Origin of the sequence: Coleofasciculus sp. FACHB-712 (genome assembly GCF_014695635.1) — a bacterium.
Classification (GTDB): Bacteria; Cyanobacteriota; Cyanobacteriia; order Cyanobacteriales; family FACHB-T130; genus FACHB-T130.
In genome coordinates this window covers 1-24,098 of the sequence record NZ_JACJOQ010000496.1, presented here as the reverse complement: position 1 = coordinate 24,098, position 24,098 = coordinate 1, and the positions used below count along the sequence as shown (strand labels likewise).

Sequence of the window (24,098 nt, the reverse complement as noted above, 5' to 3'; positions counted from 1 at the left end):
ATCAAAACTAAAGGAATCTCATCTCGACTGATATATTGAGCGTAAGAAGCATTCAGGTAGCCTTGATATTCTGGCTCGTTAGAAACATAGGTTTTAAAAAAAGCTAGGCTCAAGGCTTTCACATATCCAAAAGCAGTCACGGGATTTGGCCCGGCAACTTGCGGCGGGATTTTAACTACGCCAGTGCCTTCAAACGCTTCTCCCAAAGTGGAAAAATGCGTTGCCTTTTTCATTAAAACCAGATATTTGTTGGGAGTTGTCAGCCAGGTGAAGGGTTTAATTTGTTCTGATAAAGCAGGTGCGGCGGTATCGTTACTGCTGGCAAATAACATTATCGGAACTTTGATGCCGCTCATCTCAGTTTTTCCGAAAATACTACTATCAACTGGATTGATCGCGATCGCTGCCTTAATTCGGTCATCCCCCAACTGATAATCAATTTGCGGCAACAGCAACGCCCGACATTGGAGCAACAGCGACAGATTCAACGAACTATTGATAGCAGTGCAATCTTTTTCCAGGTTCTCAAAATTAATTTCTGCACCCGCCAGCGCCAACGCTGTGTAGCCGCCAAACGATTGACCAAGGACGCCGACGTTTTGCATATCCAGTCGTCCTCTATAAGTAGCTGCTAGTTGATCTAGCAAATACTTCATATCCAGAGGACGGTCAACCGCTTCGCTGGGAGGAGCCGCATCGCTCGTCAGACCGCTAATTAGAGCCTGCAACTGCTGGGAATTACTGCCTGGATGCTCTGGCAGAGCCACTGCAAATCCATGAGAGGCTAGGTGTCTTGCCAGGTAGGCATAGGACAAGCGATCGCTTCCCAGCCCATGAGAAATTACAATCACAGGTGCGGCTCGTCCGCTCAACTGCGGCAGATAAACATCGACTGGGAAGGTACGGCTGCGGCTGAGGTCATTGAGCGTCAGGGTTTGCATTTCCCAGCTTAGCGGCCCTGGTTGCTGTAAATCCCGCCCTGCGGGAATATTAGACGGTGTTGCCATTTGTGACGCTTGAAAGGGCAGCTGAGTGGATGACTGAGCTGAGATTTCAGCCAAAGCTTCCTGTTCAACAGCAGCGATCGCTCCTTGCGTTTTCCCAATCAGGTTGCTCAGTTCATCAATAATCTCAAAGCCCCGATCCGAATTAATCCGAATTGCGTAAGTCGGAAACTTTCGCAGTACATTCAATGGCGTCAACCCTGCGGGATCGGCAGCAGCTTGAATTAAAGCAGCTCGAATTGCATAAAAACCTGGTTGAAATGCTTTTGTTTGAATAATTTCGCCGACTCGTCGCAGCAAAATTTCCCCCTGCGGCGTGTAGAGAAATTGAGCCACTGCCACCGGACTCACATTCGCACGAGTTTGCAAAATCCTCCGTAACTGCTCTAGCTGTTCCGGCTTAAAAAATTGAGCATAAAACCCTAAATCCTGATTGATTTTGCCTTCCCTGGCATATTCTTCCAGTGCCGAAACCGGAAGGGATAACTGTATCGGTCCATAGGAAATAAATATTTTTTCCGCAGCCAAAACCCGACTCGGCATCAAAGCCGTTACAGAAGGTAAAACCATTCCTAGACAGAGACCTGGAAGGCTTAAAAGCAAGCGTTTAATCGCAGAATTGGTAATCGGCGATGTAGGTTGCCTTTGCAACCCACTCTTTAAACATCCCTCCCTGTTGTTTTGCCTAAAAGGCTTCCTCGAAAGACTCAATTTCGTCCCATCTTTCATCGGTTCCCTGTTTTTGCAATCTCTGGCAACGTTTAACATAGAGGCTAGCCGCTTTATCTTGATTATTTTGCTCTAAGACGTTCTTGAAAATTTCCTCCGCAGAGGCATATTTTTGGCTGTAATAGAGATGAATTCCCCATTCAAAAGAGCTTCTGGTTTTGCTCTTTAGCTCTAAAGTCTCTAAGATAACACCATCAAAAACTTCAAAAATAGGCGATAAATCTTTACGACCTTTAATATGAACTTTATCCAAAAATCTATAATTATATCGAGTGGGATCTTCTAAACCCAGCAAAGTCTTTTCACTAATAATAATAGAAGCTCCGTAGGCTTTGGTCAAATCTTCCAGACGAGACGCCAGATTCACTGCATCTGAAATCACTGTCCCTTCCATACGCTGTTCATCTCCAATTGTGCCTAGCATCAAACTACCGCTATGGATGCCAATGCCGATAGCGATAGGAGGTAAATTGCTTCTTCGGCGTTCTATATTGTACTGCGAGACTTGTTTTTGCATTTCAATCGCTGCCTGCAAAGCATCTTCAGCGCTTTCCGGAAAAAGCGCCATCACCGCATCTCCAATATATTTATCTATAAAACCATTATTATTCCGGATAACGGGACTCACCCGACTCAAGTAGGAATTAATAAAATTAAAATTCTCTTTGGGTGACATCGCCTCTGAAAGGCTCGTAAAGTTGCGAATGTCAGAAAAGAGAATTGTCATGTCTTTCTGCACTTGATCGCCTAGCTTTACATTAACAATACTTTCTTCTCCCAGCAAACTAATAAATTGACGGGGCACAAATCGACCATAAGCAATATTTATTTTGGAAAGCTCAAGATGAGTCTCTATTCGTGCTATCAATTCGTGTCTTGAAATAGGTTTAGTTAGATAATCATTGGCTCCCGAACCAAAGGTTTCTAACAAATTAGCAACGCTATGCGCTTCTGTCACAATCACAATTGGTAATTCATTGGCAGGGAAAGTTTGGCGAATTTTTTTGCAAACTTCATAGCCTGACATTTTTGGCATCATTACATCAAGTAAAATTAAATCAGGCTTTAGACCTTGCTCAATGGCTTCTAAAGCAGCAATTCCATTCCTCGCTTGATAAACCGTATAATTTTCCAAACACAGATAATTGTTAAGAATCTGAAGATTAACCGGATCGTCATCTACAATTAAAATTTTAAATTTTCCTTCTTGGGGTGCAGGTTGTAGGTAATCTTGTAACCTTTCAAACTGAAAGTTTTGAATTTCAACTTCTTTTAAACTGACTTCTTTGGGAAGCGTTTGTTGTATACTGTCCGATTTTCCTGCCAGCGGTAGTGTAAAAGTAAACCGCGAACCTTTTTTTAGAGTGGATTCTACGTAAATTTTGCCCCCATGCAATTCCACTAGTTGTTTAGTAACTGCAAGGCGGATGCCCGTCCCCACGGAAGGTCTAGAAATAGATTCTTCCGTAAGTTCAAAAGCATCAAAAATGGTATTTATTTTATTGATTGGAATGCCCATGCCGGTATCGGCAACCGTAATTTTCATGCAATCACTCGCAACCGAAGAAACAACTTGTATACTACCTGCATCAGTAAATTTAATCGCATTACTAACTAAATTATGCAGGATTTGTTGGACTCTATTTTCATCAGCACATACCATTGGTGCAGTAGGTTCGATTCGATTAATCAAGCGCAAACCTTTGATATCTGCGAAAGGTTTAGCAAGAGTTAAAACTACATCGGCAATTTCTTGCATTCCTACTGGTCTGAGTTTTAACCCCAGTGTTTTATGCTTAAGTTTTTCTAAATCAACAATATCGTTAACCATATTTGCTAGCCGTTGACCGCTTTGCAAAACCATTAACAAGTTTTGCGTTTGAATTTCCGACAGTTGTCCAGCAGCTCCCTCTAAAAGAGAGTCAGTGATACCGATTATTTCATTTAAAGGAGTTTGTAGCTCTTGGGAAGTATTAGCTAAAAATTCATCTTTTAGTTGATTGATTTGTAATAAATCTTTATTTTTGGATTCTAGGTTTTGGGCATAGTCTCGTATTTCCGCTACCATCGAATTAAAGGCATCTGCCAACAGTCCCAACTCATCTTTGCTTTTAACATCTATAAAGATGTCAAAGTTGCGATCGCATACTTTTTGGGCACCTTCTAATAATTTTTCGATAGGGTTTCCCAACCAACGCGCCAGCAAAAATGCGACGAGCAGCGATAGGACTAAACTAATACTAATAATACTTATGCAAATGTATTGTAATTTATGAATTTGGTTGATTTCGTTGGTGCCGTCGTACTCTAAAACTAAAACAGCAATGACATTATCTTTTTCGTTTTTAATGGGAATGGCTGCTTTGAGAAAAGTGCCAATTTTATCTGTATAAAATTTCTTGCCAGCTTGTGCTTCCCCCTCAAAAGCTTGCTGTAGTTCATTTTGCTCAGTTGCGTATAAATCCCCAATCAATTTTTCTTTCTGAGCTAGTATTTTTTGAGAATCGTCATGAGCCAGAAACTTGACAATTCGATATCTCGGCGATTCTGGAATGCTGACAATAAGATAGGTTGAGCGAATGAGGGGAATCTTGTCTTTTGCTTCCGAGGTTTGCCTCAAAAATCTCACAGGAAATACTTTTCTCCGGCTGCTATTTCTAATTTTTATCAAAATTTTTACAAGAGCTTGATACTCCGGGGATTTTATATATTCTTGAGCAATTTTAGGTGGTAAAGAAGCCGTGATTTCTCCAGGTTCTAGGGTTCTGATTTTTTCGCTGACAGGCAGAGAATTTTTTTCAAGAGACTGACGAAGCTGCTGAATTGTTTGTTTTTCTTCTTGCTCTAACGAAGATGCTCCTTGACGACCTACATCTTTAAGCCGCTCTGACATCTGGTTTAAAACAATTTGATTTGTTTTTGAGTAGAAAAAATAAACGCTAGTGCTGGTGACTCCAACTGAAAGAAGCGAGATAGCCAGCCCTATTTTCACCGCGAAGGGAAATTTCATATTCGGGATTCTGGAAAAGTTATATTTCTGTGAGATTTCTAATTATTTTTATGAATCAATGATTATCTTAGTAAATATCCTTAAATGGCTTAAAGTTATACTAAAAATTTTAAGTCTAACCCCCCTAAGCGGTATACATCAGTTTGTTAATTCTTGCAACCTATTTTCTAGGTAGGGGAAACAGGCTGAGCTTTTGCTTACTTTTTTTGCTGAAAGGATACAAAAGGAACTTTTACCATATCAATACCTTTTTTAAGGTTTATTTTGACTTTATAGTGGGTTATTTCTCGGTTGAAAAGATATTTTCGAGGACTAGGGTTGAAAGAGACTGGAGAAGCCTAAATTTGGGATGAATAACTCTCTATTAAGCTGCTGGAACAGAAAAAACATTTTCCCTTCAAACCCGTTAAATTCTGCAAAAATGGGTTGCTATCCCGAAAGTTTTACCCTGGATGTACCTGGAAACACTTCTGGTTACTCATGAACTTGTCCTTACAATTCTCTGCCACAGCTAAGTTGATAAAAATCTGGTAGGGTTTTAAAACGGTATAACAAGAGCCAAGTAGAGTCTAAACGACGCGCTCCGTTAAGACTCACGCTGCGGGAACGCATTTTACTTCACTCATCGGGGATAAAAATGGAAGCATTGAAAGGACGAGATCTCCTAAGTCTGGCAGACCTCAGTGCTGAGGAAATGAAAGAACTTTTGGATTTGGCAGCTCAGCTGAAGACGCATCAGCTAAATTTGCGCTGCAATAAGGTGTTAGGGCTGTTGTTTTATAAAGCGTCTACACGGACTCGCGTCAGCTTTTCAGTGGCAATGTACCAACTAGGCGGTCAGGTGATAGACCTTAATCCTAATGTTACCCAGGTGAGCCGGGGAGAACCGTTAGCCGATACAGCACGAGTGTTGGATCGCTATCTAGACATCTTAGCGATTCGGACATTTGAGCAGGAGGATCTGCAAACTTTTGCGAACTATGCCAAGATTCCGATTATCAATGCGCTGTCGGATTTAGAACATCCCTGTCAGGTTTTAGCTGATTTATTAACTGTTCAAGAATGCTTTGGAACGCTAGATGGGCTAACTTTGACTTATCTGGGAGATGGTAATAATATGGCAAACTCCCTGCTTTTGGGCTGCGCGTTGATGGGGATGAATGTGAGAATTGCTACACCTACGGAGTATCAACCCGATGCGGCAATTGTCGAGCAAGCGAAAAAGATTGCACAGACTAACTCTGAGGTAACAATTACTAACGACCCTGAAGCTGCCGCCAAAGGTGCCCATGTGCTTTATACCGACGTTTGGGCAAGTATGGGTCAAGAGGAACAAGCAGATGCCAGAATTCCAATTTTTCAACCTTACCAAGTGAATGAGCAGCTGTTGAGTATTGCCGATCCTGATGCAATTGTGCTGCATTGTTTACCTGCTCATCGAGAGGAAGAAATTACCGATGCTGTTATCGAAGGTTCTCAGTCGCGGGTTTGGGATCAGGCAGAAAACCGAATGCACGCGCAGAAGGCTTTGTTGGTGAGTCTTTTGGGAGCAGATTGATAATTTGCTAATCCCTAATCGCGAATGGCAAATGGCTAATTGTTTAAAAAACATTAGCCATTAACCACTGGACAGACGTGGATTTTAGTAGTACGAATGTTCTATAGGACGTAGATTAGTATTCCCCTATTGTTTTATGGAACCCCTAACTGATGCTCAGCAGCAACTTTATAATTGGCTGGTGGAATATATCAGTCAATATCAACACGCGCCTTCAATTCGGCAGATGATGCGGGCAATGGAACTGAAGTCGCCTGCGCCGGTTCAGAGCCGCTTGGAACACTTGCGTGCGAAAGGCTACATTGACTGGACGGAAGGAAAAGCCCGCACGATTAGGATTGTGCGCTCTGGTGCGGGTGGAGTGCCGGTTTTAGGAGCGATCGCTGCCGGTGGTCTTGTCGAACCTTTCACCGATACGGTCGAACAGCTGGATTTGGCTGCCCTGTTTCGTCAGCCGGATTATTATGCCCTTCGGGTGGTCGGAGACAGCATGATTGATGACCAAATTGCTGAAGGCGATATGGTCATCATGCGACCCGTACCCGAACCGGATCGCGTGAAAAATGGCACGATTGTGGCAGCACGAGTCGAAGGACACGGAACGACTTTGAAACGCTATCACCGGCAGGGAGAGCAAATTACGCTCAAACCAGCCAATACCAAATACGACCCCATTAAAGTAAAGGCGAACCAAGTGGAGGTGCAAGGTGTGTTGGTCGGCGTCTGGCGCGGCTATGAATTTGCTTCCATGAAATCGGGATCTCGAAGGCGATAGCATTCTTCGCGTTCCTCTTATCAAAGTCTCCGGGAAAAGGTTTCTCTCTATGGGATGATATCTCAAGACCAAAAGAGCCATTCTCCTGAGTCATTAGGAATTGGAGAAACGGTAATTGGTAATTAGTAATTCATACAAGGCATTACCGATTACCGATTACCCACTAGCAAGGACAGCAAACTAATGACTCAAAGTTCGTAAGGAGCCTTTGTCAGTCGTGAAAGCAACCCAATCTTTTTTTCAAGTTTTTCAAAGCCGCAAGATGGCGGCTCTTTTGTTTCTGGGCTTTGCGTCAGGTTTGCCCTTGTTCTTGACGAGTAAGACGTTGCAAGCCTGGATGACAGTCGAGAACGTGAATTTAAGCGCGATTGGGTTGTTCAGCTTGGTAGGTTTGCCCTACTCGCTCAAGTTTATTTGGTCGCCCTTACTCGACCGCTTTGTGCCGCCGTTTCTGGGGCGTCGTCGTGGCTGGCTAGTTCTGACGCAAGCGGCATTGTTGTTAGCGATCGCAGCAATGGCGCTCCAAAAGCCCTCCCAAGCTTTGCAACTGTTAGCCGTCAATGCTTTACTGATTGCCTTTTTCAGCGCGACTCAAGACATCGCCGTTGACGCCTATCGCACGGATGTCCTTGAAGAACGGGAAATGGGAGCCGGGGCAGCGATTTTTGTTTTAGGATATCGCGTTGCCTTGCTGATTACGGGTGGTTTGGCGCTGATTTTAGCGGAAAAATTGTCTTGGCCTACAGTTTACTTGTTGATGTCGCTGTTGATGGCAATTGGGTTCGTGAGTTCAATTTGGGCACCGGAACCCATACAGCGCGATCGCCCACCCGATTCCTTATCAGAAGCGGTGTCTTTGCCATTTATTGAATTCTTTCAACGCAATGGTCAGAGCCAAGGATTTTTGATTCTAGTTTTCATTGTTCTCTACAAACTGGGTGACGCGCTTGTTAATAATATGTCCACGCCCTTTTTGTTGGAAAAGACCGGCTTAAACTTCTCTTCCGCAGAAGTTGGTGCAATTCAGGGCGGCATGGGATTATTGGCAAGCATTGTTGGCGCTCTTTCAGGCGGTGCAATTCTTAGCAAAATCGGTATTAATCGCTCACTTTGGGTATTTGGTGCTTTGCAAGCAGTGAGTAATTTTGCTTATTTTCTCCTGGCACAAGTCGGGAAAAACTATCAGTTACTTGTACTGACTATTAATATTGAAAACTTTTGTGCTGGACTCGGAAATGCCGCTTTTGTAGCCTTTTTGATGAGTCTTTGTAACCAGCGCTTCTCGGCAACACAGTATGCGTTACTCTCCAGCTTGATGGCAGTCAGCCGCGATATTTTAGTTGCCCCAGCGGGTCGAATCGCAGAAGCCACTGGTTGGCCTTCCTTTTTCCTAATTAGCATCGCCGCTGCCTTGCCTGGATTACTGCTGCTGCCTATTTTTGCTCCCTGGAATCCGCGTTCCGTGCCAGAAATGCCTAGAGAGGTACTAGATGATGAAGACGATGACTCTCAACAGTTGTAGGATAGAAACAGAGAGCTTAACAAATCTTAAACACAATTCTTAGAAAAGTCTTTCTCTATGGCTATCTTTCGTCAGTACATTGTTCCATTGATCGTGGTGTTGATCTTTTTTGTGGCGCTGGTGGCAGTTAGCGCCCGCATCTTTTTACCCTCTGACATGGCAGCACCCGCACCTATTGAGGAAGTCAATCCTCCTGGGGAACACGCTCAGGCACCGACATCTGATTTTGGCTTAGAAATGATGGATTTAGGATTGATCTCCAATCTAAAATCGATAGTCTAAAATGCCTTGTCTGTTATTGCCGGGGTATCAGCTGCGCGAAGGATCGAGTCTGAATCGAGCAAGTCTCGTGAAATTCATGCAGCTGACTTACCAGGAGCTTTTTCCAGAACAAAAAGATTTTTCTCATCTAGCGGAAACGGTTGAGCAATACTTTTCTAAAAAAACGCCTTTGTGGTGGGTCGAACTAAAGGAAGAAGGAAGAAAAAAGGAAGAAACAGATTCTTCAATTCCTGGCTCATCCGTTCATCATCCTTCCCAAGTAGCTTGTCTTTGGTTGGGAAATGCCGTGGATCAGGTGACAGGCGATCGCCATGCCCACATTTTTTTACTCTATGTCTTGCCAGAACACCGCCGACGTGGCATAGGAAAAGCTTTGGTCAATCATGCCGAAGACTGGGCGCGGGCAAGAGGCGATCGCCAAATGGGTCTGCAAGTTTTTCAAACCAATCAACCCGCGTTGAATCTTTACCGCAGCCTCGGCTACCAAACCCAGTCTTTGTGGATGCTGAAACCGCTGTTTCCTGAGACACCGCAGCCATAAGGAAGACCAAGCAAGCTATTTTGTTTTGGGTCGTCCAAAACCTTTTGCCTGTTTCTTCCCTTTGCCCTTAGAAGTTTTTTCCGGTACGGCAGGAATGCTGTGCGTCTTTGGCAATGCCTGAGCTTCAGATGTTACAGCAGGCTTTGTCTGCGTTTGTGGCTCGGCTTCTTCACCAGCATCAGCGGCAACAAACTGTTTCCCACAGTCTTTACAAACATATCTTTGCTTGTTTTTATAGTGCCCATTTTTCCGAACCTCAGTAGCGCCGCATTTTGGACAGTTAATCTGAGGTGTTTCTATTGCTTGGGCTTCTGGGACGGCTGCGGGTGCTGATTCTACCGCGGGTTCGTTCTGGTCGTCTGCTTCTGGTTGCTGATTGAAAACAGATACCACTGCCTCAAGCGCTGATGCAGCTCTATCTAATAAAGTTGGTTGAGGGGCGTCTGGTTCATCATTGGGAGCGATCGCTTCCTCCGAAGACTCAGCAGCCGTCTCCTCGCCTGGTTGAACTGACACTGGAGCTTCGGCTGTTGGTGTTTCAGTTTCGACTTCCGATTCGCTGGGGATCTCTTCGACTGGAACGGATGTAGCCGCTGATATTTCGGCTTCGACTGGAGGTGCTGGTTCTACAGCAGGCTCTTTTTGGTCGGCATCTGGCTTGTCGAAAACAGATACCACCGCCTGAAGTGCCGCCGCCGCCCTGTCTAATAAAGAGGGTTTTTGGGTATCTTCTGGTTCCTCTATCGGTGCGATCGCCTCTGGCGACTCAGCCTCAGCAGCAGTCGTCTCCTCAGTCGGTTGAACTGACACTTCCGGTGCCGCCGTTGGAGTTTCAGATATTGCTTCTGGAAGGGCGCTGGGCGTCTCCTTGACGGGTTCGGGAATGGGTGCTGCTTCCGTCTCTGGCACTGAACTGGGTGATGACTCTACTTCCGGTGCCGAGACTGGAGTTTGGGCTTCTGTCCCTGGCACTGAGCTGGATGGTGACTCAACTTCCGGTGCCGCGACATCTGAGGGAGCCGTAGAACTCGCGTCTACTGGCTGCTCCCAACCAGGTACTGGAGGGGCAGGCTTCCAGTTGGGGTCAGGCTGGGGAATTTTGAATGCTATAATTTCCGGCGGTTGCGATCGCGTTGGTTTGGCAGCAGTCAGTCGGCTGATGCGATCGCCGAGATTTTCCGCGATCGCATAGGTCACGGGAAGCACCGTCGGTTTCGAGACTGCCTCTCGCACCAAGCCGCTAACGTGTTCGGACGGATCGAGGGCAGGTTGAGGGGCAGGTTGAGGGGTAGATGGCACTGACGGTGATAAATTGACCTGCGGCAATGGCATCACCGGCTGCTGAGATTGGTGGGTAGGTCCCAAGGCGGGAACGAATCGAATGGAACGAACCATCCGGCGATATGGCTCTAGGTGGTCTGTCACATTACTCCCCCTGTTATCAAGGATCACAATAGAAGGCTCTTGGTGTCGTGTACTATACCAAATTCAACTTTTTGATCGGGTCTAGCAACTCATAATGTTAGTTTTCTTAACTTTCGTGCCTCTCTCAAGCAGGCATTGCCAGTAGAGACTAGAGGAATGGGAGCGGTAGTGGTACTTTATTCAAATATGTATGACGACGATGACGATTTGAGCTTACTCGATCCAGAGATAGAGCTAGAAAGCCCTCTGGATCAAATAGAGCCGCTTGATGCCGACGCAGAGAGCCAGCCTCAACCAGATCCAGATGCGATGCTGGCACTGTTAACGGCTCCTGGAACGCAGCAACGGATGCTAGCAGCACGAGCTTTCTGCGAACTCCAGGATGAACGAGCGATTCCTCATTTAATTCACTTGCTGAGTGACCCCTGCCCGTTGCTACGGGTGAGTGCTGCTTATGGGCTGGGGCGCAATCCTAGTTCTACAGCCGTAGTGCCGTTGATTACCCAGCTCAACAACGATTGGAATGGCTACGTCCGCAAAGGTGTTGTTTGGGCTTTGGGAAACTGCCGCGATCGCCGCTCGTTAGAACCTCTCACCGACGCCTTAAAAACCGATATTTCTGCCGTGCGTCTGTGGGCAGCCAGTGGGTTAGCTCAAATGGCTGAACTGGGCTACGAAGCCATTGTGGCATCAATTCCACCCCTGATTGAAGCTCTAAGGCAAGACCCGATCGCCGCCGTCCGTAGCAACTGTGCTTGGTCGTTAGGACAACTCTGCCGCGAAATGCCTTCTAATGCCGTCTACGCGGGTGCCATTGATGGATTAATTGAGGCATTTGCAGAAGATGAAGAGATGGGTGTCCGAGAAGATGCAAAAGCTGCGCTTTTGAGAGTCGGCGATCCCAGAGGTCTTCAGCTGATTGAAACCCTAGAACAGGAAGGACTCGTGTAAACCGACAACATTAGCCTGGAGAACTGCGGATTTCATCCAACTTTGCCCGCACCGCTTGAATATCCTGCCACATTAACCATTTGGGGCTGCCCGCTTCACGGGCAGGATTCCGCAGCAGGTAGGCTGGATGGAGAATCGGCATACATAGGCGTCCTTCCCACTCGATCCAAGTGCCGCGAATCTTAGTAATGCCTCTTTTATCGCCAGTCAATCCTTTCACTGCTGTAGCGCCCGTCAATAGGATAATTTTCGGGTCTACCATGCGGATCTGTTCTAACAGATACGGTTTGCAAGCAGCGATTTCATCGGGGGTGGGAACCCGATTGGCGGGGGGACGGCACTTATTAATATTGGCAATGTAGACGTCCTGTTCGGTATCTAGCTGCACCGACGCGAGTATTTTATCTAGCAACTGACCCGATTTACCGACAAATGGTTTGCCTTGTTCGTCTTCATTTTGACCGGGCGCTTCCCCCACAATCATGATGGGTGCCTGGAGATTGCCGCGTCCAACTACAGCGTTTGTGCGGGTTTCGCCCAATTGACAGCGATAGCATTGGTTGCAATGCTCAGCCATCTGAGCCATTGTTTGATAGGTGCCAGCAGGAATAGGAATTTTGGCACTTGTCGGAATCAGTTCTAGTGCTTGAGGCTGGGCTGTGGTAGATTCGCTAATCCCTGAGGTGTCAAAAAGGCTGAGTTGGTCTTCGCTTGGCATGAATTTGGCGGATAGTCTATGGTTTTTCCGAAATAATCCTAACAATATTGACACTCCGCTGACCTAAGCCGGAAGCTCACTCTTCCGACTTAGGTCAGCGTGAGGCTTAGGTTCTCTGGGCTTCCGGTTACTCTTAGGCTGAAAGTGGGTTCACACTTGCCCTTTGATAGTTCATACTTTGGATGGACTCTCGATTTCTGCCTTATCTGGCGAAAATCAGCCATTATAGAGGCGAGCGCACTGCCAACTTCTGGAGGGTGCCATGTCATCAGCCCCAATTTTCCGCGATCGCATTACTGCTGGCGAGCAGCTAGCTCAGCCTATTCTGGCAGAGATTAAGCAGCTCCAGGCTCAAGGTTTGAGCGTTCAGCCTATCGTTTATGCACTGCCTCGCGGCGGTATTCCGGTGGCTGTGCCGGTAGCACGCTGTCTGGGTTGCCCGGTGGATATCGTTGTCGCTAAAAAAATTACCCGTCCTGAAAATCCAGAACTGGCGATTGGTGCCGTCACGTCAGATGGGCACGTTATCTGGTACCAGGCAAAGCGATCGCGGAAAGATCCCGAAAATAATCAGCTACGGGAAGCGGCGTTGCACCAAGCCCAAGAAAAAGCTGCGGCGCTCTACAGTCAGCTTTCTCCTAGCTGCTTATCCGTGAATCCTCGCGGTGCGATCGCTATTTTGATTGACGATGGCATTGCTACCGGCATGACAATGGCAGCCGCCGCTTACGCTTTGAAAGCCCAAGAACCTGCTGCGGTTTGGGTTTGTAGTCCGGTGGCACCGATAGGATTAGGCGATTGGCTATTATCTTGGAGCGATCGCGTGATTATTCTCCAAACACCCGATCCTTTCCTCAGTGTCAGTCGCTTCTATGAGGCATTTCCCCAAGTTGAGACACAAGAAGTGATCGCTGACTTACAACAGCACAATCAGCAGATTTTCCCTGGAACTCCTCCAGATGCACCTCTAAGCAGATAGCCAAACTGTTTAATTTTGATTATCTTAACTAGTAGTCCTAGATTGATTTTTTTATTAACGATTAACCGTTAGTTAATCGTTAATGGCTCTTTTAAAAAATAACAACCGATCGATGAGACCTATACAATTTTGGTGGCGCACTTTAGTTTTTTCTAGCCAGTACAATCCACCTTGGTTCGTTGAGTTGCTGATGACCGGGTTAGCTATCGGCTTACTGATGAGCTGGGAAATTACCAAAGACTGGCCTTATCTGCTTTTAAGTTCAAGCTATGCCATTGGAGCTGCGATGTCAATGTGGGTACGCGAAACTCTCATGCCCTCGCCCCATTTGCGCGTGATGCAGATTCTCGCCATCCTGTTACTAATCTATAGTTTTTGTAGCTTTTCTGACTTAGCCGTTTACCTCAAGTAATCGTGTTTCAAATTTAGATTTAAAAATCTAAGTTCGCCCACTATTTGATAATTTTAAGTCATGCAAATTTAAAATCTTCAAGCGATGCTTTTTCCTCAAAGCTAAGTGAAGATTCTAACAAATAGCAAATGCTTGGTGAAGAATTAACCGATTTCCTATAGGATCGTAAGCATAGATTTCTCTGCCATGAGAAGCGATAAAAATTTCTCCTGGGGGTGGGTATCCGAGGCCAGTTAGGTGAGAAATTGCCCCTTCTAAGTCAGTCACTTCTAAACACAAGCTCATTCCACTTTTAGCTGATTCAAACTCTGATAAGTGCGTTTCTTTAGGTCTGAAAATTCCTAAGCGAAATCCAGGCAACTGAAATTCAGCGTAAATATTCGGGATGTAGGGATTTGGGTTTTGGTTGAGCAGATTGGTATAGAAAAGCACTAGAACTTCAAGGTCAACGGTTGCTAAAGTGACGAGTGCGGCGGTGCATTGGAAAAGCATATTTGTTAGGAATCACCTGAAAAAAAGGTTAAGCCTTAATAAATTGGATTTTTAAGAGAAGTGAATAACCTATCTAGAGACGGGTGAAATACACTAACAAAAATATTAATTCTAGGAAGAAATAAAAGAAATCAGCAGGGTCAGTTCATGCCAGATGCACATGATGATACCGCAGCCCAGAATCGTCGCCAAGAAATTCTGAACTGGAAGCGCAGGCAGTTTCTGCAACGACTCGGCGTTTTGGGAGCTGGAGTCGCGATCGCCGATCGGATTTTGCTACACCCCCACCAACAAGTCAATGCTGAAACGAATCTATCGCCAACTTCCCAGGGGATGCCCATCAAAGCAGGCGAGATTCCCCGCCGAAAACTCGGACGCACTGGCGTAGAAGTTTCCGCGCTGACACTCGGTGGCTTTCACTTGGGAGTTCCGAACGAACCCGAAGCGATTCGGATTGTTCAAGAAGCGCTGGATGCGGGTGTCACCTTTATGGACAACGCCTGGGAATATAACGAAGGTGTCAGCGAACAACGGCTGGGGAAGGCGCTGCAAGGGCGGCGGGATAAAGCTTTTGTGATGACCAAAGTTTGTACCCACGGACGCGATCGCAAAGTCGCCATGCAGCAACTAGAGCAATCTTTGCGGCGTCTGAAGACGGATTATATCGACTTATGGCAAGTTCACGAAGTTGTTTACGACAACGACCCGGAAAGGCATTTCGCCAAAGGGGGTGTTATCGAGGCTTTAGATGAAGCCAAGCAGCAGGGTAAAGTTCGGTTTGTTGGCTTCACAGGTCACAAAGATCCGGCAATTCACTTGAAAATGCTTTCCTATGATTACCCCTTTGATACGGTGCAACTGCCGCTAAATTGTTTTGACGCCAGCTTTCGCAGCTTTGAGAAACAAGTTCTCCCAGAACTCAACAAGCGCGGGATTGCCGCCATTGGCATGAAAAGTCTCGGCGGTGAGGGCGAACCGATTAAAGCAGGCGTTGTCACCGTTCAAGAAGCGTTACGCTATGCCATGAGTCTTCCCGTGGCGACGACAGTGAGTGGGATTGACTCGCTACAAGTGCTGCGCCAGAACTTGAATATTGCCAGGGGTTTCACGCCGATGACTCCAGAGGAAATGCAAGCCGTGCGATCGCGTTATGCACCCTATGCTGCTGATGGGCGCTTTGAACTTTACAAAACATCAAAGAAGTACGACGGGCCACCGGGTAGAGAACAGCACGGATTTCCACCAAAAGAGCAAGTTGAAACTTGAAGCGGTACGCTAGCTTTTAAGGATAGTTCTCTCGTTGATTAAAGACGGGTGGTAATTGGAATTGGAGTGATGAGTTTTGAATAAAGCATTTTAAACTCAAAACTCAGAATTAAACACGCGCTACTCTAACAAAACTTTTGATTGATTACCCCTCTTCCCTGCATCAGTACTGCCCACCAAAACTCAAGTTTTTAGGAAAACGGCTATGACTACTACGCTATCTATGCCCAGTTTTCTAGAGTCGAATCTTGGTCAAGAAGCAGAAGACCTTCTGACTCACAAAGCGAAGATTTCTAAAGATTTACTGCATCTGCCAGGGCCTGATTTCGTAGACCGAATTTTTGCTGCTAGCGATCGCAACCCGCAAGTGCTGCGGAGTCTCCAGCAACTCTATTCAACCGGGCGTTTAGCCAATACTGGATATCTTTCCATCCTGCCAGTAGACCAAGGCATCGAACACTCAGCGGGTGCTTCTTTTGCACCCAACCCGATGTATTTCGATCCTGAGAATATCGTCAAACTCGCGATCGCTGCCGGTTGCAATGCCGTTGCTACCACGCTGGGCGTTTTGGGCATGGTTTCTCGCAAGTATGCCCACAAAATCCCCTTCATTCTCAAGATTAACCACAACGAACTGCTCACTTACCCCAATCAATTCGACCAGATAATGTTTGCCTCTATCGAGCAAGCATGGAATTTGGGGGCAACTGCGGTCGGGGCAACGATTTACTTTGGTTCAGATCAATCTACCCGCCAAATTCAGGAAGTCAGCCAAGCTTTTGAACTCGCCCACGAATATGGGATGGCAACCATCCTTTGGTGCTATCTCCGGAATAACGCTTTTAAGCAAGACAAAGACTATCACCTGGCAGGGGATCTCACGGCTCAGGCAAATCACTTGGGCGTGACCATTCAAGCAGACATCATTAAACAAAAGCTGCCTGAATGTAACAACGGATATGCTGCGGTTGCCAAAGCCACAGGTCAAAGTTACGGCAAAACCCACGATCGAGTTTACACTGACCTGACGACCGACCACCCGATCGATCTCACCCGCTACCAGGTGCTAAATTGCTACTCTGGTCGCGCTGGATTGATTAATTCCGGAGGTGCGTCAGGTAAAAACGACTTTGCCGAAGCAATCCGCACCGCCGTCATTAACAAACGGGCTGGGGGTACTGGATTGATTTCCGGTCGTAAAACCTTCCAGCGTCCGTTTGAGGAAGGAGTGAAGCTATTTAACGCCATCCAAGATGTTTATCTCTCACCAGATGTAACCATTGCTTGAGCGCGGGGTCTGTTATTCAGATCCATAAGCGCCAAAGCGTGTTTTCAAAGAACCTCTAAGGTACAACGACACTAAAATGGAAAACTTTGTGTTTCCTGAGTGTCTTTGTGCCTTAGTGGTTAATTGTCAGGATGCAGGTAAAAACAAGGAATTCGTTTAAAAAGTAAAAAAAATGCCAACCTGGAGCCTGATTGCAGGCTACTCTGAAAGACTAGAGAGTTACCAAGAGCGAACTGGCAAGTCAGCGCAACGCGATCGCACAAGCTAAGTTACTTTGGCAACGGCTCTCTAAGTTAGTCTCAAGAGTGGGGTAAGGATGAAGCTGGCAGCACGAGTGGAGCAAGTACAGCCTTCTTTAACATTGGCGATCGCAGCTAAAGCCAAGGCGATGAAGGCAGAAGGAATGGATGTTTGTAGTTTGAGTGCTGGGGAACCGGATTTCGATACCCCGACGCATATCAAAGTCGCTGCCCAAAAAGCGCTAGACGAGGGCAAGACCAAGTACGGGCCAGCGGCGGGGGAACCGAAGTTAAGGCAAGCGATCGCTCACAAGCTACAAACTGATAATGGACTCAGCTACATGGCTGAAAATGTCATCGTTACCAACGGTGGCAAACATTCCCTCTATAACCTGCACATGGCGCTGATTGAGGCGGGGGATGAGGTGATTATCCCCGCTCCCTACTGGCTCAGTTATCCGGATATGGTGGTTCTAGCGGGTGGGACTCCGGTGATTGTGCAGACAGATGCCTCCACCGGCTATAAAATTACGCCGGAGCAACTCCGCTCATCTTGTACCGAACGGACGAAGCTCTTTGTCCTCAATTCCCCTTCTAATCCCACCGGCATCGTCTATACGCCAGCAGAGTTGGCAGCATTGGCAGAGGTGGTGGTAGAGAAAGATATTCTGGTTGTCTCCGATGAGATTTACGAAAAGATTATCTATGATGGAGTGCAACAGATTAGTATTGGTTCGCTGGGACCAGAGATTTTTGAGCGCACCCTCATTAGCAATGGGTTTGCAAAAGCTTACTCAATGACGGGTTGGCGAATTGGTTATCTCGCGGGTCCCGTAAAATTGATTAAAACAATGAGTACCATCCAAGGGCACAGCACCTCGAATGTGTGTACTTTTGCACAATTTGGCGCGATCGCTGCCTTGGAAGGTTCTCAAGAGTGCGTGGAACAAATGCGCCTCGCCTTTGCCGAACGGCGACAGGTAATGTTAGAGCGTCTCAACGCTATTTCTGGACTCAGTTGTGCCAAGCCTGACGGTGCTTTCTATTTGTTCATTAATATCGGCAAGACGGGTTTAACTTCTCTAGAATTCTGTGATGCTTTACTAGAATCTCAGCAAGTTGCTGCCATTCCAGGGATTGCTTTTGGTGCCGATGACCACATCCGTTTATCTTACGCGACGGATATGACCTCGATTGAGAAAGGCATGGACAGATTAGATAAGTTTGTGCGATCGCTAGTTTAGTCCAGAGCTGGGGAAAACGATCTCGTCACTCACTAACTGAACAAAATTGGTAAAGTAGCACCCGCGATTCTTAGGGTTTCTGGGATGCTACTTTGCGATCGCTTTGTCTAAAATTGGCCACGAGCAAAATACAAAGAAGCTGCTTCTTGTGATTTGCATCACATAAGCGGAAGATTGCGATCGCATTTATTGAGATTGCTGTCACTCAATCGAATGCGACTTTAACTCTTATTGATTAGTTTCATCACTCATAAGGTTGATATGCGTCACTTTTTTTGTAGACAGCTATCACTTATCCCGACAGAGATTGCAGTGCATAGTAAGAATTAAGATACAGAATTTCACAAGCGGAGATAAATAAAATGTTAGTAACTTCCAATTTTATATATTCTCATAGCCGTTACTATGGTGATGTAAAACCAGAGAATTTAGTTTTTAATGCAAATCTACAAGAATTTGCTCAAAAAGCAACTTATATCAGTTGTTTGGCAAGCAATGGTAAAATTCCTCTAGAGAAAGCTTTCCAAGACCTTGAAATGCTTTGGAAACAGTTAGAAGATTCAAAAAAGCAGCTAGGTGTAGGCGAATATCCATTCCAAGCAGAAGGAGAAAACACTTAGTTTTAGTATCGGTGAAACTACCTTCACCGATACTACAAGCACAGGCGAGAGCGTTGCGCTGACTTGTCAGTTCTCAGTCTTAAAAAACTGCTTTTTTACTTTAGCTTCTCGTAGGCAGCTAAAATAATTCTTTCTGTTTCCTCCCAATTAATACATTTATCTGTTACCGAAACACCGTATTTTAATTCTTCTAATTGGCTAGGAATGGGTTGATTGCCTTCGTACAAATTTGATTCCAGCATCATGCCAACGATAGAAGCATTCCCCTCCAATATTTGTTGAATAACATTTTCAAAAACTGCTGACTGTTTTTTATAGTCTTTATTTGAATTTCCGTGACTACAGTCAATGACAATTTTTGGAGGCAAATTAGCTGCTTTTAATTTTTCCTCCGCAATTTTTACATTTGCAGCATCAAAGTTAGGCTGTTTGGCACCGCCCCGTAAAATAATATGACCGTAAGCATTTCCTTTCGTTTTAAAAATGCTCACCTGTCCCGTTGCATTAATCCCTAGAAAATGGTGAGGTTTTCTAGCTGACTCCAGAGCATTTAAAGCGACTTGAACGCTACCATCAGTACCATTTTTAAAACCTACAGGCATTGAAAGTCCGCTTGCCATTTCGCGGTGAGTTTGCGATTCGGTTGTGCGTGCCCCAATTGCAGACCATGCAATCAATTCGCCAATATATTGTGGAATTATAGGATCGAGAGCTTCTGTAGCAGCGGGTAATCCCAATTCAGTTATTTTGATTAATAAACTCCGTGCAGTCAATAAACCCTTTTCTATCTGGAAAGAATCATCCATATCCGGATCGTTAATTAATCCTTTCCATCCCACAGTAGTCCTTGGTTTTTCAAAATACACTCTCATGATCAGCAGCAGCTTATCGTTCACTCGATCGGAGAGATTTTTTAGTCTATAGGCGTATTCTTCAGCCGACTTTATATCATGGATAGAACAAGGGCCAACTACAATAAATTTTCGACTATCTTTCCCATCTAGGATATCCTCTATTTCATTCCTAAAGTTTAAAACGGTTTTTTCTGCCTCATCTGTTAAAGGTAATTTTGATTTAACTTCATTTGGAGTTAAGAGAATATGCGATTCTTCAATATGAGTGTTGAATAATTGAGTTTCCATCGGGTATAATTCCTGGTTTTTGTATGCGTTAGGGATTGAAGTCCAAATGTAATGTTATAGACAGGGTGAAAAAATTCATCTAACTTAGATAAAAAAATTAATAAAAACGCTGAACCCTAGCTGCAAGGATTCCCCGAAGCACATCTTAGCGAAGCGATCGCTACCTGGATGCACCCTCATCCAAGCTGAGAGCGATCGTTTCCCTGAATCTCTCCGGGTTGCTAAATCATCTATTTCAGCAACGGCAACTCCTCATCGATTTCCGCGATTTCTGGTGAGATGCTTGGAGTGCTAGCCCTCTCAGGTAGTTTTTCATGTGTTTTAAATCAACGAGTTTATCTTGTGTAGATATCCGCTTTTGCCCTTCCCAAGGGATACCTTTCAGCAACCACTGTTGTTTTTCGAGGCATAAAGCACAGATAGAATCCTCGATCTCTAGTAAAGTCGGTAATATCATTTCGTTTGTCCTGCCAATTTTATTATATTCAATCGCGATCCGGCGCTCGTGGCAGTCTCATCATGCAAATATAAGAAAGCGCGATTGCCCTACATACTGACAACCTAGCTTCTATTCACTCTAGCTTTTCGTACTCAATATTTATGTATAAAAAAACTCACGGTGTTATTGCTGCTGGACATCAAAAAACAGCCGAAGCTGGAATTGAGATGCTCCAATTAGGGGGGAACGCATTTGATGCAGCGGCGGCTGCAATTCTAGCCTCTTGCGTTACCGAAACTGCGCTGACATCTGCGGGGGGTGGTGGGTTTCTTTTAGCCCATACTCAGGATAATCAAAATATTTTGTTCGACTTCTTTTCTCAAACGCCACAACAGAAAAAAAGTCAGGAACAGCTTAATTTTTATCCAGTTGCAATTAATTTTGGCGATGCAGTCCAAGAGTTCCATATTGGGCTTGGTTCAATGGCTGTTCCTGGAAACCTCAAGGGCGTTTTTCACGTTCATCAGAAATTAGGGAGATTACCTTTTAATGTGGTTGCTGAACCGGCAATCCGTTATGCAAAAACGGGTGTCGAACTAAACGATTTTACTTATTACTGTTTGACAATCCTCAGTCCTATGCTGCTTGGCTCTAAAGAGATGCAGCAGGTTTTTGCCCCAGAGGGGAAACTTGTTCAGCCTGGAGGAACAGTCTTGATGAGTGATTTTGCTGATACGTTAACTTATTTATCTGAAAGTGGAATTAGAGAATTTTACGAGGGTGACATTGCCCAACGCTTAGTCAACGATTGCCAAGATTATGGAGGTTACTTAACCTTAGAAGACCTTAAGAATTATCGAGTAATTGAGAGAAAGCCGCTGGTGATGAATTACCGGGGGAACACCTTCTTAACAAATCCTCCACCCAGTTCTGGAGGCATTCTGATTGCTTTTGCTTTAGAACTGCTTTCAAAAGTTGATTTAACTAATATAGAGTTTGGCAGTTCTCGCCATTTAGAAATATTAGCTCATGTGATGCGCCTAACCAATGAAGCCAGAACGGATAGATATGACGCTTATACTCATACAGAAGAGATTGCCCAAACTTTTTTATCATCTGAACATTTGGCTATTTATGAAGGTCAATTAACTGAAGTTGTCAATAAATGGGGAAGCACTACTCATATCAGTGTGGTTGATAGCGAAGGTAATGCGGCGAGTGTTACCACTTCCAATGGAGAGGGTTCTTCTTATGTGATTCCGGGAACTGGGATTATGCTGAATAATATGCTAGGAGAAGCTGATTTAAATCCGCATGGATTTCATAACTGGGAAGAAAATACGCGGATTTCTTCAATGATGGCTCCGACTATTGTACTTAAGAATAATCAACCAGAGATTGTTTTAGGTTCTGGTGGCTCGAATCGAATTAGAACTGCAATTTTACAAGTTATTTCTAATATTATTGATTTTAAAATGGACGTTGATGCAGCAGTAAATCATCCTCGCGTTCATTGGGAAAGTGATATTTTTAATCTTGAACCCGGCTTTAGCGAAGAAGAACTTAAAAATCTGATGCTTCCAGGTAGTAATGAATTGATTTTTTGGAAACAGAAGAATATGTTTTTTGGTGGCGTTCATAGTGTCATGGAAAATTCGGAAGGATTAATAACCGGCGCTGGCGATCGCCGTAGAAGTGGAGTTATCGCGACCTGCTAAAATTGCCTCTATCGCCACATTTCAAATCCGCGCAATCCTTCTGGCGTTTCATACTCAACCGCCACCGCTTTCACCACAGCAGCAGGTGGCCCTTTGTGACACCATTGAATTACCTCTTCAACATCTGCCTTGCTTCCTTCAAAAACAGCTTCTACACGCCCATCGGGGAGATTTTGCACCCAGCCGCTGACGCCTAGCTGGATCGCTTCATCCAACGTTGAGAACCGAAAACCAACTCCCTGAACGGTTCCTGAAACGATTACGTGGGCGCGGATTTGCCCCGTCGAGGGTGATGAATTCTGCATTTATTTTTTCCTGTCTACGACAGATTTTTAGCTTAAAAGTATTGCCTGGGTTCATTTTATGCAGGAATGGCGTCAACTATAGAGCTGACGCCATTTAATTCTTTAGCAGATTGTGTGGATGGTTAATCCAACCCGACCATTTTAGTCGTCGTCATCATCGTCATGGTGTTTGCGGCGATGGCTGTGCTTATGTTCGTCATCATCGTCGTCATCATCATCGCGATGTTCACTACGATATCTATCTTTGCGATCGTCATCATCGTCATCATCATTTCCGTCACGATACCTATCGCGATCGCGGTATTCCCGATCTTCATTGCGATCGCTATACTCCCGATCTTCATTGCGATCGCGGTACTCCCGATCTTCATTGCGATCGCGGTACTCCCGATCTTCATTGCGATCGCGGTACTCCTGATCTCGATCGCCTCCTTCCCTATTCAAACCCGGTATGTTTCTGAACATATCGCCGATTCCCATAATGTCCCTCCAAAGTTAAGTTGAGAATTTCATTTATTAAAGCTGTCGTAATTCTAGAAGTTTGTCACAGGAATTTGGTCAATATCTCTTCCAACAGGTAGAGCTTCTCATCCAGAAGAAGCTTCGCAAACTTGCTTAACAATATGTTTTTCAACACCAAGGGTGCAAAGGTTTACGCAGACATACCCAGAGTTTAAACTTTCCCGTACGTACTTCTTGTGCTACCTTTTTTCTTTAGATGATTTTTTATTGTATTGGCAATTTTTGCCCTTTATAAGAAAGCTTTATAAAGTCTTATCGTCAATAACACTGAAACATTACTGAACTTAACGAAAAAGCTATCGGTAGTATAATTTTATCTGCAAAAAATATCTATCTGAGGAAATATTTTTAATGATTAACGTATATATGAGTAATGTGCCAGTTATCGCAGGGCTATTTGAGCTTTCCGTAGATGCGATCGCGCTTACGCCAAGCCTGGGAATTGTCTCTCGCTTAATTACAGCCGCCTCTACAACTCCTGATGCCAAAGCGTGCCTATATTCTGCTGCTTTGGTACTGATATATGCCTTGATTTCATTACCTATTGGATTCAAATTTGGTTTTTTAAAACTCGATGTAGAAACATCCTGGGAAATTATTATCGGTGTAATGGCGCGTTGTCTGTTGTCTCCCGCCATATCTGAAGAGTTATTTTTTCGGATTTTACTACTCCCTCACCCTACAGAAAAAGCTACCCCTACTACTCTGTGGCTTTGGGGAGGTATTAGTTTAGCAATGTTTATTATCTATCATCCGCTAAATGCCGTAACTTTCTACCCCGATGGACTCCGAAGTTTTTTTGACCCAGTTTTTCTATTCTTGGCAGCACTTCTAGGTGTTATTTGTACTCTTGCCTATTTTCAAAGTGGCTCTCTATGGATGCCCGTGGCAATTCATTGGCTAATTGTGGTGGTTTG

21 protein-coding genes and 1 pseudogene are annotated in these 24,098 nt (G+C 45.0%); 14 read left to right on the top strand and 8 right to left on the bottom strand.

The window, feature by feature from the left end; all coding sequences use genetic code 11:
• A partial coding sequence (locus tag H6F50_RS16445; RefSeq protein ID WP_242029067.1) for an alpha/beta hydrolase occupies nucleotides 1–1,574 on the bottom strand: 1,574 nt, incomplete at its 3' end.
• Between the two features lie 115 nt (nucleotides 1,575–1,689).
• Nucleotides 1,690–4,743 carry a response regulator gene (locus H6F50_RS16440; RefSeq protein ID WP_190429521.1) on the bottom strand — a complete coding sequence of 1,018 codons (3,054 nt, stop codon included), beginning with the start codon at nucleotides 4,741–4,743 and terminating at the stop codon, nucleotides 1,690–1,692.
• Between the two features lie 637 nt (nucleotides 4,744–5,380).
• On the opposite strand from H6F50_RS16440, the gene argF reads away from it, so the two are divergent.
• From argF to H6F50_RS16415, 5 genes are all read left to right on the top strand, one after another.
• Nucleotides 5,381–6,301, top strand: coding sequence for an ornithine carbamoyltransferase (argF, locus tag H6F50_RS16435; RefSeq protein WP_190429520.1), 921 nt, complete (start codon nucleotides 5,381–5,383; stop codon nucleotides 6,299–6,301).
• Nucleotides 6,302–6,437: 136 nt separating this feature from the next.
• Nucleotides 6,438–7,076 carry a transcriptional repressor LexA gene (gene lexA / locus H6F50_RS16430; RefSeq protein WP_190410589.1) on the top strand — a complete coding sequence of 213 codons (639 nt, stop codon included), beginning with the start codon at nucleotides 6,438–6,440 and terminating at the stop codon, nucleotides 7,074–7,076.
• Between the two features lie 262 nt (nucleotides 7,077–7,338).
• On the top strand, nucleotides 7,339–8,598 hold the full coding sequence (locus tag H6F50_RS16425; protein ID WP_190429525.1) for an AmpG family muropeptide MFS transporter: 1,260 nt from the start codon (nucleotides 7,339–7,341) through the stop codon (nucleotides 8,596–8,598).
• A gap of 57 nt (nucleotides 8,599–8,655) precedes the next feature.
• Nucleotides 8,656–8,880 (top strand): hypothetical protein, encoded by a 225-nt coding sequence (locus H6F50_RS16420; protein ID WP_190429526.1) that lies wholly within the window; start codon nucleotides 8,656–8,658, stop codon nucleotides 8,878–8,880.
• A 1-nt stretch (nucleotide 8,881) separates the two neighbouring features.
• A complete protein-coding gene (locus H6F50_RS16415; protein ID WP_190429519.1) occupies nucleotides 8,882–9,421 on the top strand; it encodes a GNAT family N-acetyltransferase in 540 nt (179 codons plus the stop codon).
• 180 nt (nucleotides 9,422–9,601) lie between these two features.
• On the opposite strand, the pseudogene H6F50_RS27190 reads toward H6F50_RS16415, so the two are convergent.
• Nucleotides 9,602–9,700, bottom strand: a pseudogene (locus H6F50_RS27190) (IS1 family transposase); the annotation flags it as partial.
• A 1,332-nt stretch (nucleotides 9,701–11,032) separates the two neighbouring features.
• Here H6F50_RS27190 and H6F50_RS16405 point away from each other — a divergent pair.
• Nucleotides 11,033–11,797, top strand: a complete 765-nt coding sequence (locus tag H6F50_RS16405; protein WP_190429524.1) for a HEAT repeat domain-containing protein — start codon at nucleotides 11,033–11,035, stop codon at nucleotides 11,795–11,797.
• 10 nt (nucleotides 11,798–11,807) lie between these two features.
• Here H6F50_RS16405 and H6F50_RS16400 read toward each other — a convergent pair whose 3' ends face one another.
• Nucleotides 11,808–12,515, bottom strand: a complete 708-nt coding sequence (locus tag H6F50_RS16400) for a uracil-DNA glycosylase (protein ID WP_190429517.1) — start codon at nucleotides 12,513–12,515, stop codon at nucleotides 11,808–11,810.
• 262 nt (nucleotides 12,516–12,777) lie between these two features.
• Here H6F50_RS16400 and H6F50_RS16395 point away from each other — a divergent pair, with 262 nt between their 5' ends.
• A complete protein-coding gene (locus H6F50_RS16395) occupies nucleotides 12,778–13,494 on the top strand; it encodes a phosphoribosyltransferase family protein (protein WP_190429516.1) in 717 nt (238 codons plus the stop codon).
• A gap of 112 nt (nucleotides 13,495–13,606) precedes the next feature.
• Nucleotides 13,607–13,906 carry a hypothetical protein gene (locus tag H6F50_RS16390; RefSeq protein WP_190410594.1) on the top strand — a complete coding sequence of 100 codons (300 nt, stop codon included), beginning with the start codon at nucleotides 13,607–13,609 and terminating at the stop codon, nucleotides 13,904–13,906.
• A gap of 114 nt (nucleotides 13,907–14,020) precedes the next feature.
• On the opposite strand, the gene H6F50_RS16385 is transcribed toward H6F50_RS16390, so the two are convergent.
• Entirely contained in the window at nucleotides 14,021–14,398 is a 378-nt protein-coding gene (locus H6F50_RS16385; RefSeq protein WP_190429515.1) for a VOC family protein, read from the bottom strand.
• A 147-nt stretch (nucleotides 14,399–14,545) separates the two neighbouring features.
• Between H6F50_RS16385 and H6F50_RS16380 the strand changes: the two genes are divergently transcribed.
• The 4 genes from H6F50_RS16380 (at nucleotide 14,546) to H6F50_RS16365 (ending at nucleotide 19,055) form a co-directional block, all read left to right on the top strand.
• Nucleotides 14,546–15,664 (top strand): aldo/keto reductase, encoded by a 1,119-nt coding sequence (locus H6F50_RS16380; protein WP_190429514.1) that lies wholly within the window; start codon nucleotides 14,546–14,548, stop codon nucleotides 15,662–15,664.
• A 205-nt stretch (nucleotides 15,665–15,869) separates the two neighbouring features.
• Nucleotides 15,870–16,952: a class I fructose-bisphosphate aldolase gene (locus tag H6F50_RS16375; RefSeq protein WP_190429513.1), complete on the top strand. Its 1,083-nt coding sequence runs from the start codon at nucleotides 15,870–15,872 to the stop codon at nucleotides 16,950–16,952.
• Nucleotides 16,953–17,268: 316 nt separating this feature from the next.
• Nucleotides 17,269–18,435, top strand: a complete 1,167-nt coding sequence (locus H6F50_RS16370; protein WP_190410599.1) for a pyridoxal phosphate-dependent aminotransferase — start codon at nucleotides 17,269–17,271, stop codon at nucleotides 18,433–18,435.
• Between the two features lie 362 nt (nucleotides 18,436–18,797).
• Nucleotides 18,798–19,055, top strand: coding sequence for a hypothetical protein (locus tag H6F50_RS16365; protein ID WP_190429512.1), 258 nt, complete (start codon nucleotides 18,798–18,800; stop codon nucleotides 19,053–19,055).
• 95 nt (nucleotides 19,056–19,150) lie between these two features.
• On the opposite strand, the gene H6F50_RS16360 is transcribed toward H6F50_RS16365, so the two are convergent.
• Complete coding sequence (locus H6F50_RS16360; protein ID WP_190429511.1) at nucleotides 19,151–20,197, bottom strand: 3-deoxy-7-phosphoheptulonate synthase; 1,047 nt, start codon at nucleotides 20,195–20,197, stop codon at nucleotides 19,151–19,153.
• 600 nt (nucleotides 20,198–20,797) lie between these two features.
• Between H6F50_RS16360 and ggt the strand changes: the two genes are divergently transcribed.
• On the top strand, nucleotides 20,798–22,354 hold the full coding sequence (gene ggt, locus H6F50_RS16355; protein WP_190429510.1) for a gamma-glutamyltransferase: 1,557 nt from the start codon (nucleotides 20,798–20,800) through the stop codon (nucleotides 22,352–22,354).
• A gap of 8 nt (nucleotides 22,355–22,362) precedes the next feature.
• Here ggt and H6F50_RS16350 read toward each other — a convergent pair whose 3' ends face one another.
• Entirely contained in the window at nucleotides 22,363–22,659 is a 297-nt protein-coding gene (locus tag H6F50_RS16350; RefSeq protein ID WP_190429509.1) for an acylphosphatase, read from the bottom strand.
• 141 nt (nucleotides 22,660–22,800) lie between these two features.
• Complete coding sequence (locus H6F50_RS16345) at nucleotides 22,801–23,139, bottom strand: polyribonucleotide nucleotidyltransferase (RefSeq protein WP_190429508.1); 339 nt, start codon at nucleotides 23,137–23,139, stop codon at nucleotides 22,801–22,803.
• Between the two features lie 393 nt (nucleotides 23,140–23,532).
• Between H6F50_RS16345 and H6F50_RS16340 the strand changes: the two genes are divergently transcribed.
• Nucleotides 23,533–24,098: CPBP family glutamic-type intramembrane protease (locus H6F50_RS16340; protein ID WP_242029066.1), on the top strand; the 566-nt coding region annotated here is incomplete at its 3' end.

Coding starts and splice junctions, on each gene's coding strand:
- H6F50_RS16440 (WP_190429521.1), bottom strand. CDS start 4,743: ATGAAATTTCCCTTCGCGGTGAAAATAGGGCTGGCTATCTCGCTTCTT.
- argF (WP_190429520.1), top strand. CDS start 5,381: ATGGAAGCATTGAAAGGACGAGATCTCCTAAGTCTGGCAGACCTCAGT.
- lexA (WP_190410589.1), top strand. CDS start 6,438: ATGGAACCCCTAACTGATGCTCAGCAGCAACTTTATAATTGGCTGGTG.
- H6F50_RS16425 (WP_190429525.1), top strand. CDS start 7,339: ATGGCGGCTCTTTTGTTTCTGGGCTTTGCGTCAGGTTTGCCCTTGTTC.
- H6F50_RS16420 (WP_190429526.1), top strand. CDS start 8,656: ATGGCTATCTTTCGTCAGTACATTGTTCCATTGATCGTGGTGTTGATC.
- H6F50_RS16415 (WP_190429519.1), top strand. CDS start 8,882: ATGCCTTGTCTGTTATTGCCGGGGTATCAGCTGCGCGAAGGATCGAGT.
- H6F50_RS16405 (WP_190429524.1), top strand. CDS start 11,033: ATGTATGACGACGATGACGATTTGAGCTTACTCGATCCAGAGATAGAG.
- H6F50_RS16400 (WP_190429517.1), bottom strand. CDS start 12,515: ATGCCAAGCGAAGACCAACTCAGCCTTTTTGACACCTCAGGGATTAGC.
- H6F50_RS16395 (WP_190429516.1), top strand. CDS start 12,778: ATGTCATCAGCCCCAATTTTCCGCGATCGCATTACTGCTGGCGAGCAG.
- H6F50_RS16390 (WP_190410594.1), top strand. CDS start 13,607: ATGAGACCTATACAATTTTGGTGGCGCACTTTAGTTTTTTCTAGCCAG.
- H6F50_RS16385 (WP_190429515.1), bottom strand. CDS start 14,398: ATGCTTTTCCAATGCACCGCCGCACTCGTCACTTTAGCAACCGTTGAC.
- H6F50_RS16380 (WP_190429514.1), top strand. CDS start 14,546: ATGCCAGATGCACATGATGATACCGCAGCCCAGAATCGTCGCCAAGAA.
- H6F50_RS16375 (WP_190429513.1), top strand. CDS start 15,870: ATGACTACTACGCTATCTATGCCCAGTTTTCTAGAGTCGAATCTTGGT.
- H6F50_RS16370 (WP_190410599.1), top strand. CDS start 17,269: ATGAAGCTGGCAGCACGAGTGGAGCAAGTACAGCCTTCTTTAACATTG.
- H6F50_RS16365 (WP_190429512.1), top strand. CDS start 18,798: ATGTTAGTAACTTCCAATTTTATATATTCTCATAGCCGTTACTATGGT.
- H6F50_RS16360 (WP_190429511.1), bottom strand. CDS start 20,197: ATGGAAACTCAATTATTCAACACTCATATTGAAGAATCGCATATTCTC.
- ggt (WP_190429510.1), top strand. CDS start 20,798: ATGTATAAAAAAACTCACGGTGTTATTGCTGCTGGACATCAAAAAACA.
- H6F50_RS16350 (WP_190429509.1), bottom strand. CDS start 22,659: ATGCAGAATTCATCACCCTCGACGGGGCAAATCCGCGCCCACGTAATC.
- H6F50_RS16345 (WP_190429508.1), bottom strand. CDS start 23,139: ATGGGAATCGGCGATATGTTCAGAAACATACCGGGTTTGAATAGGGAA.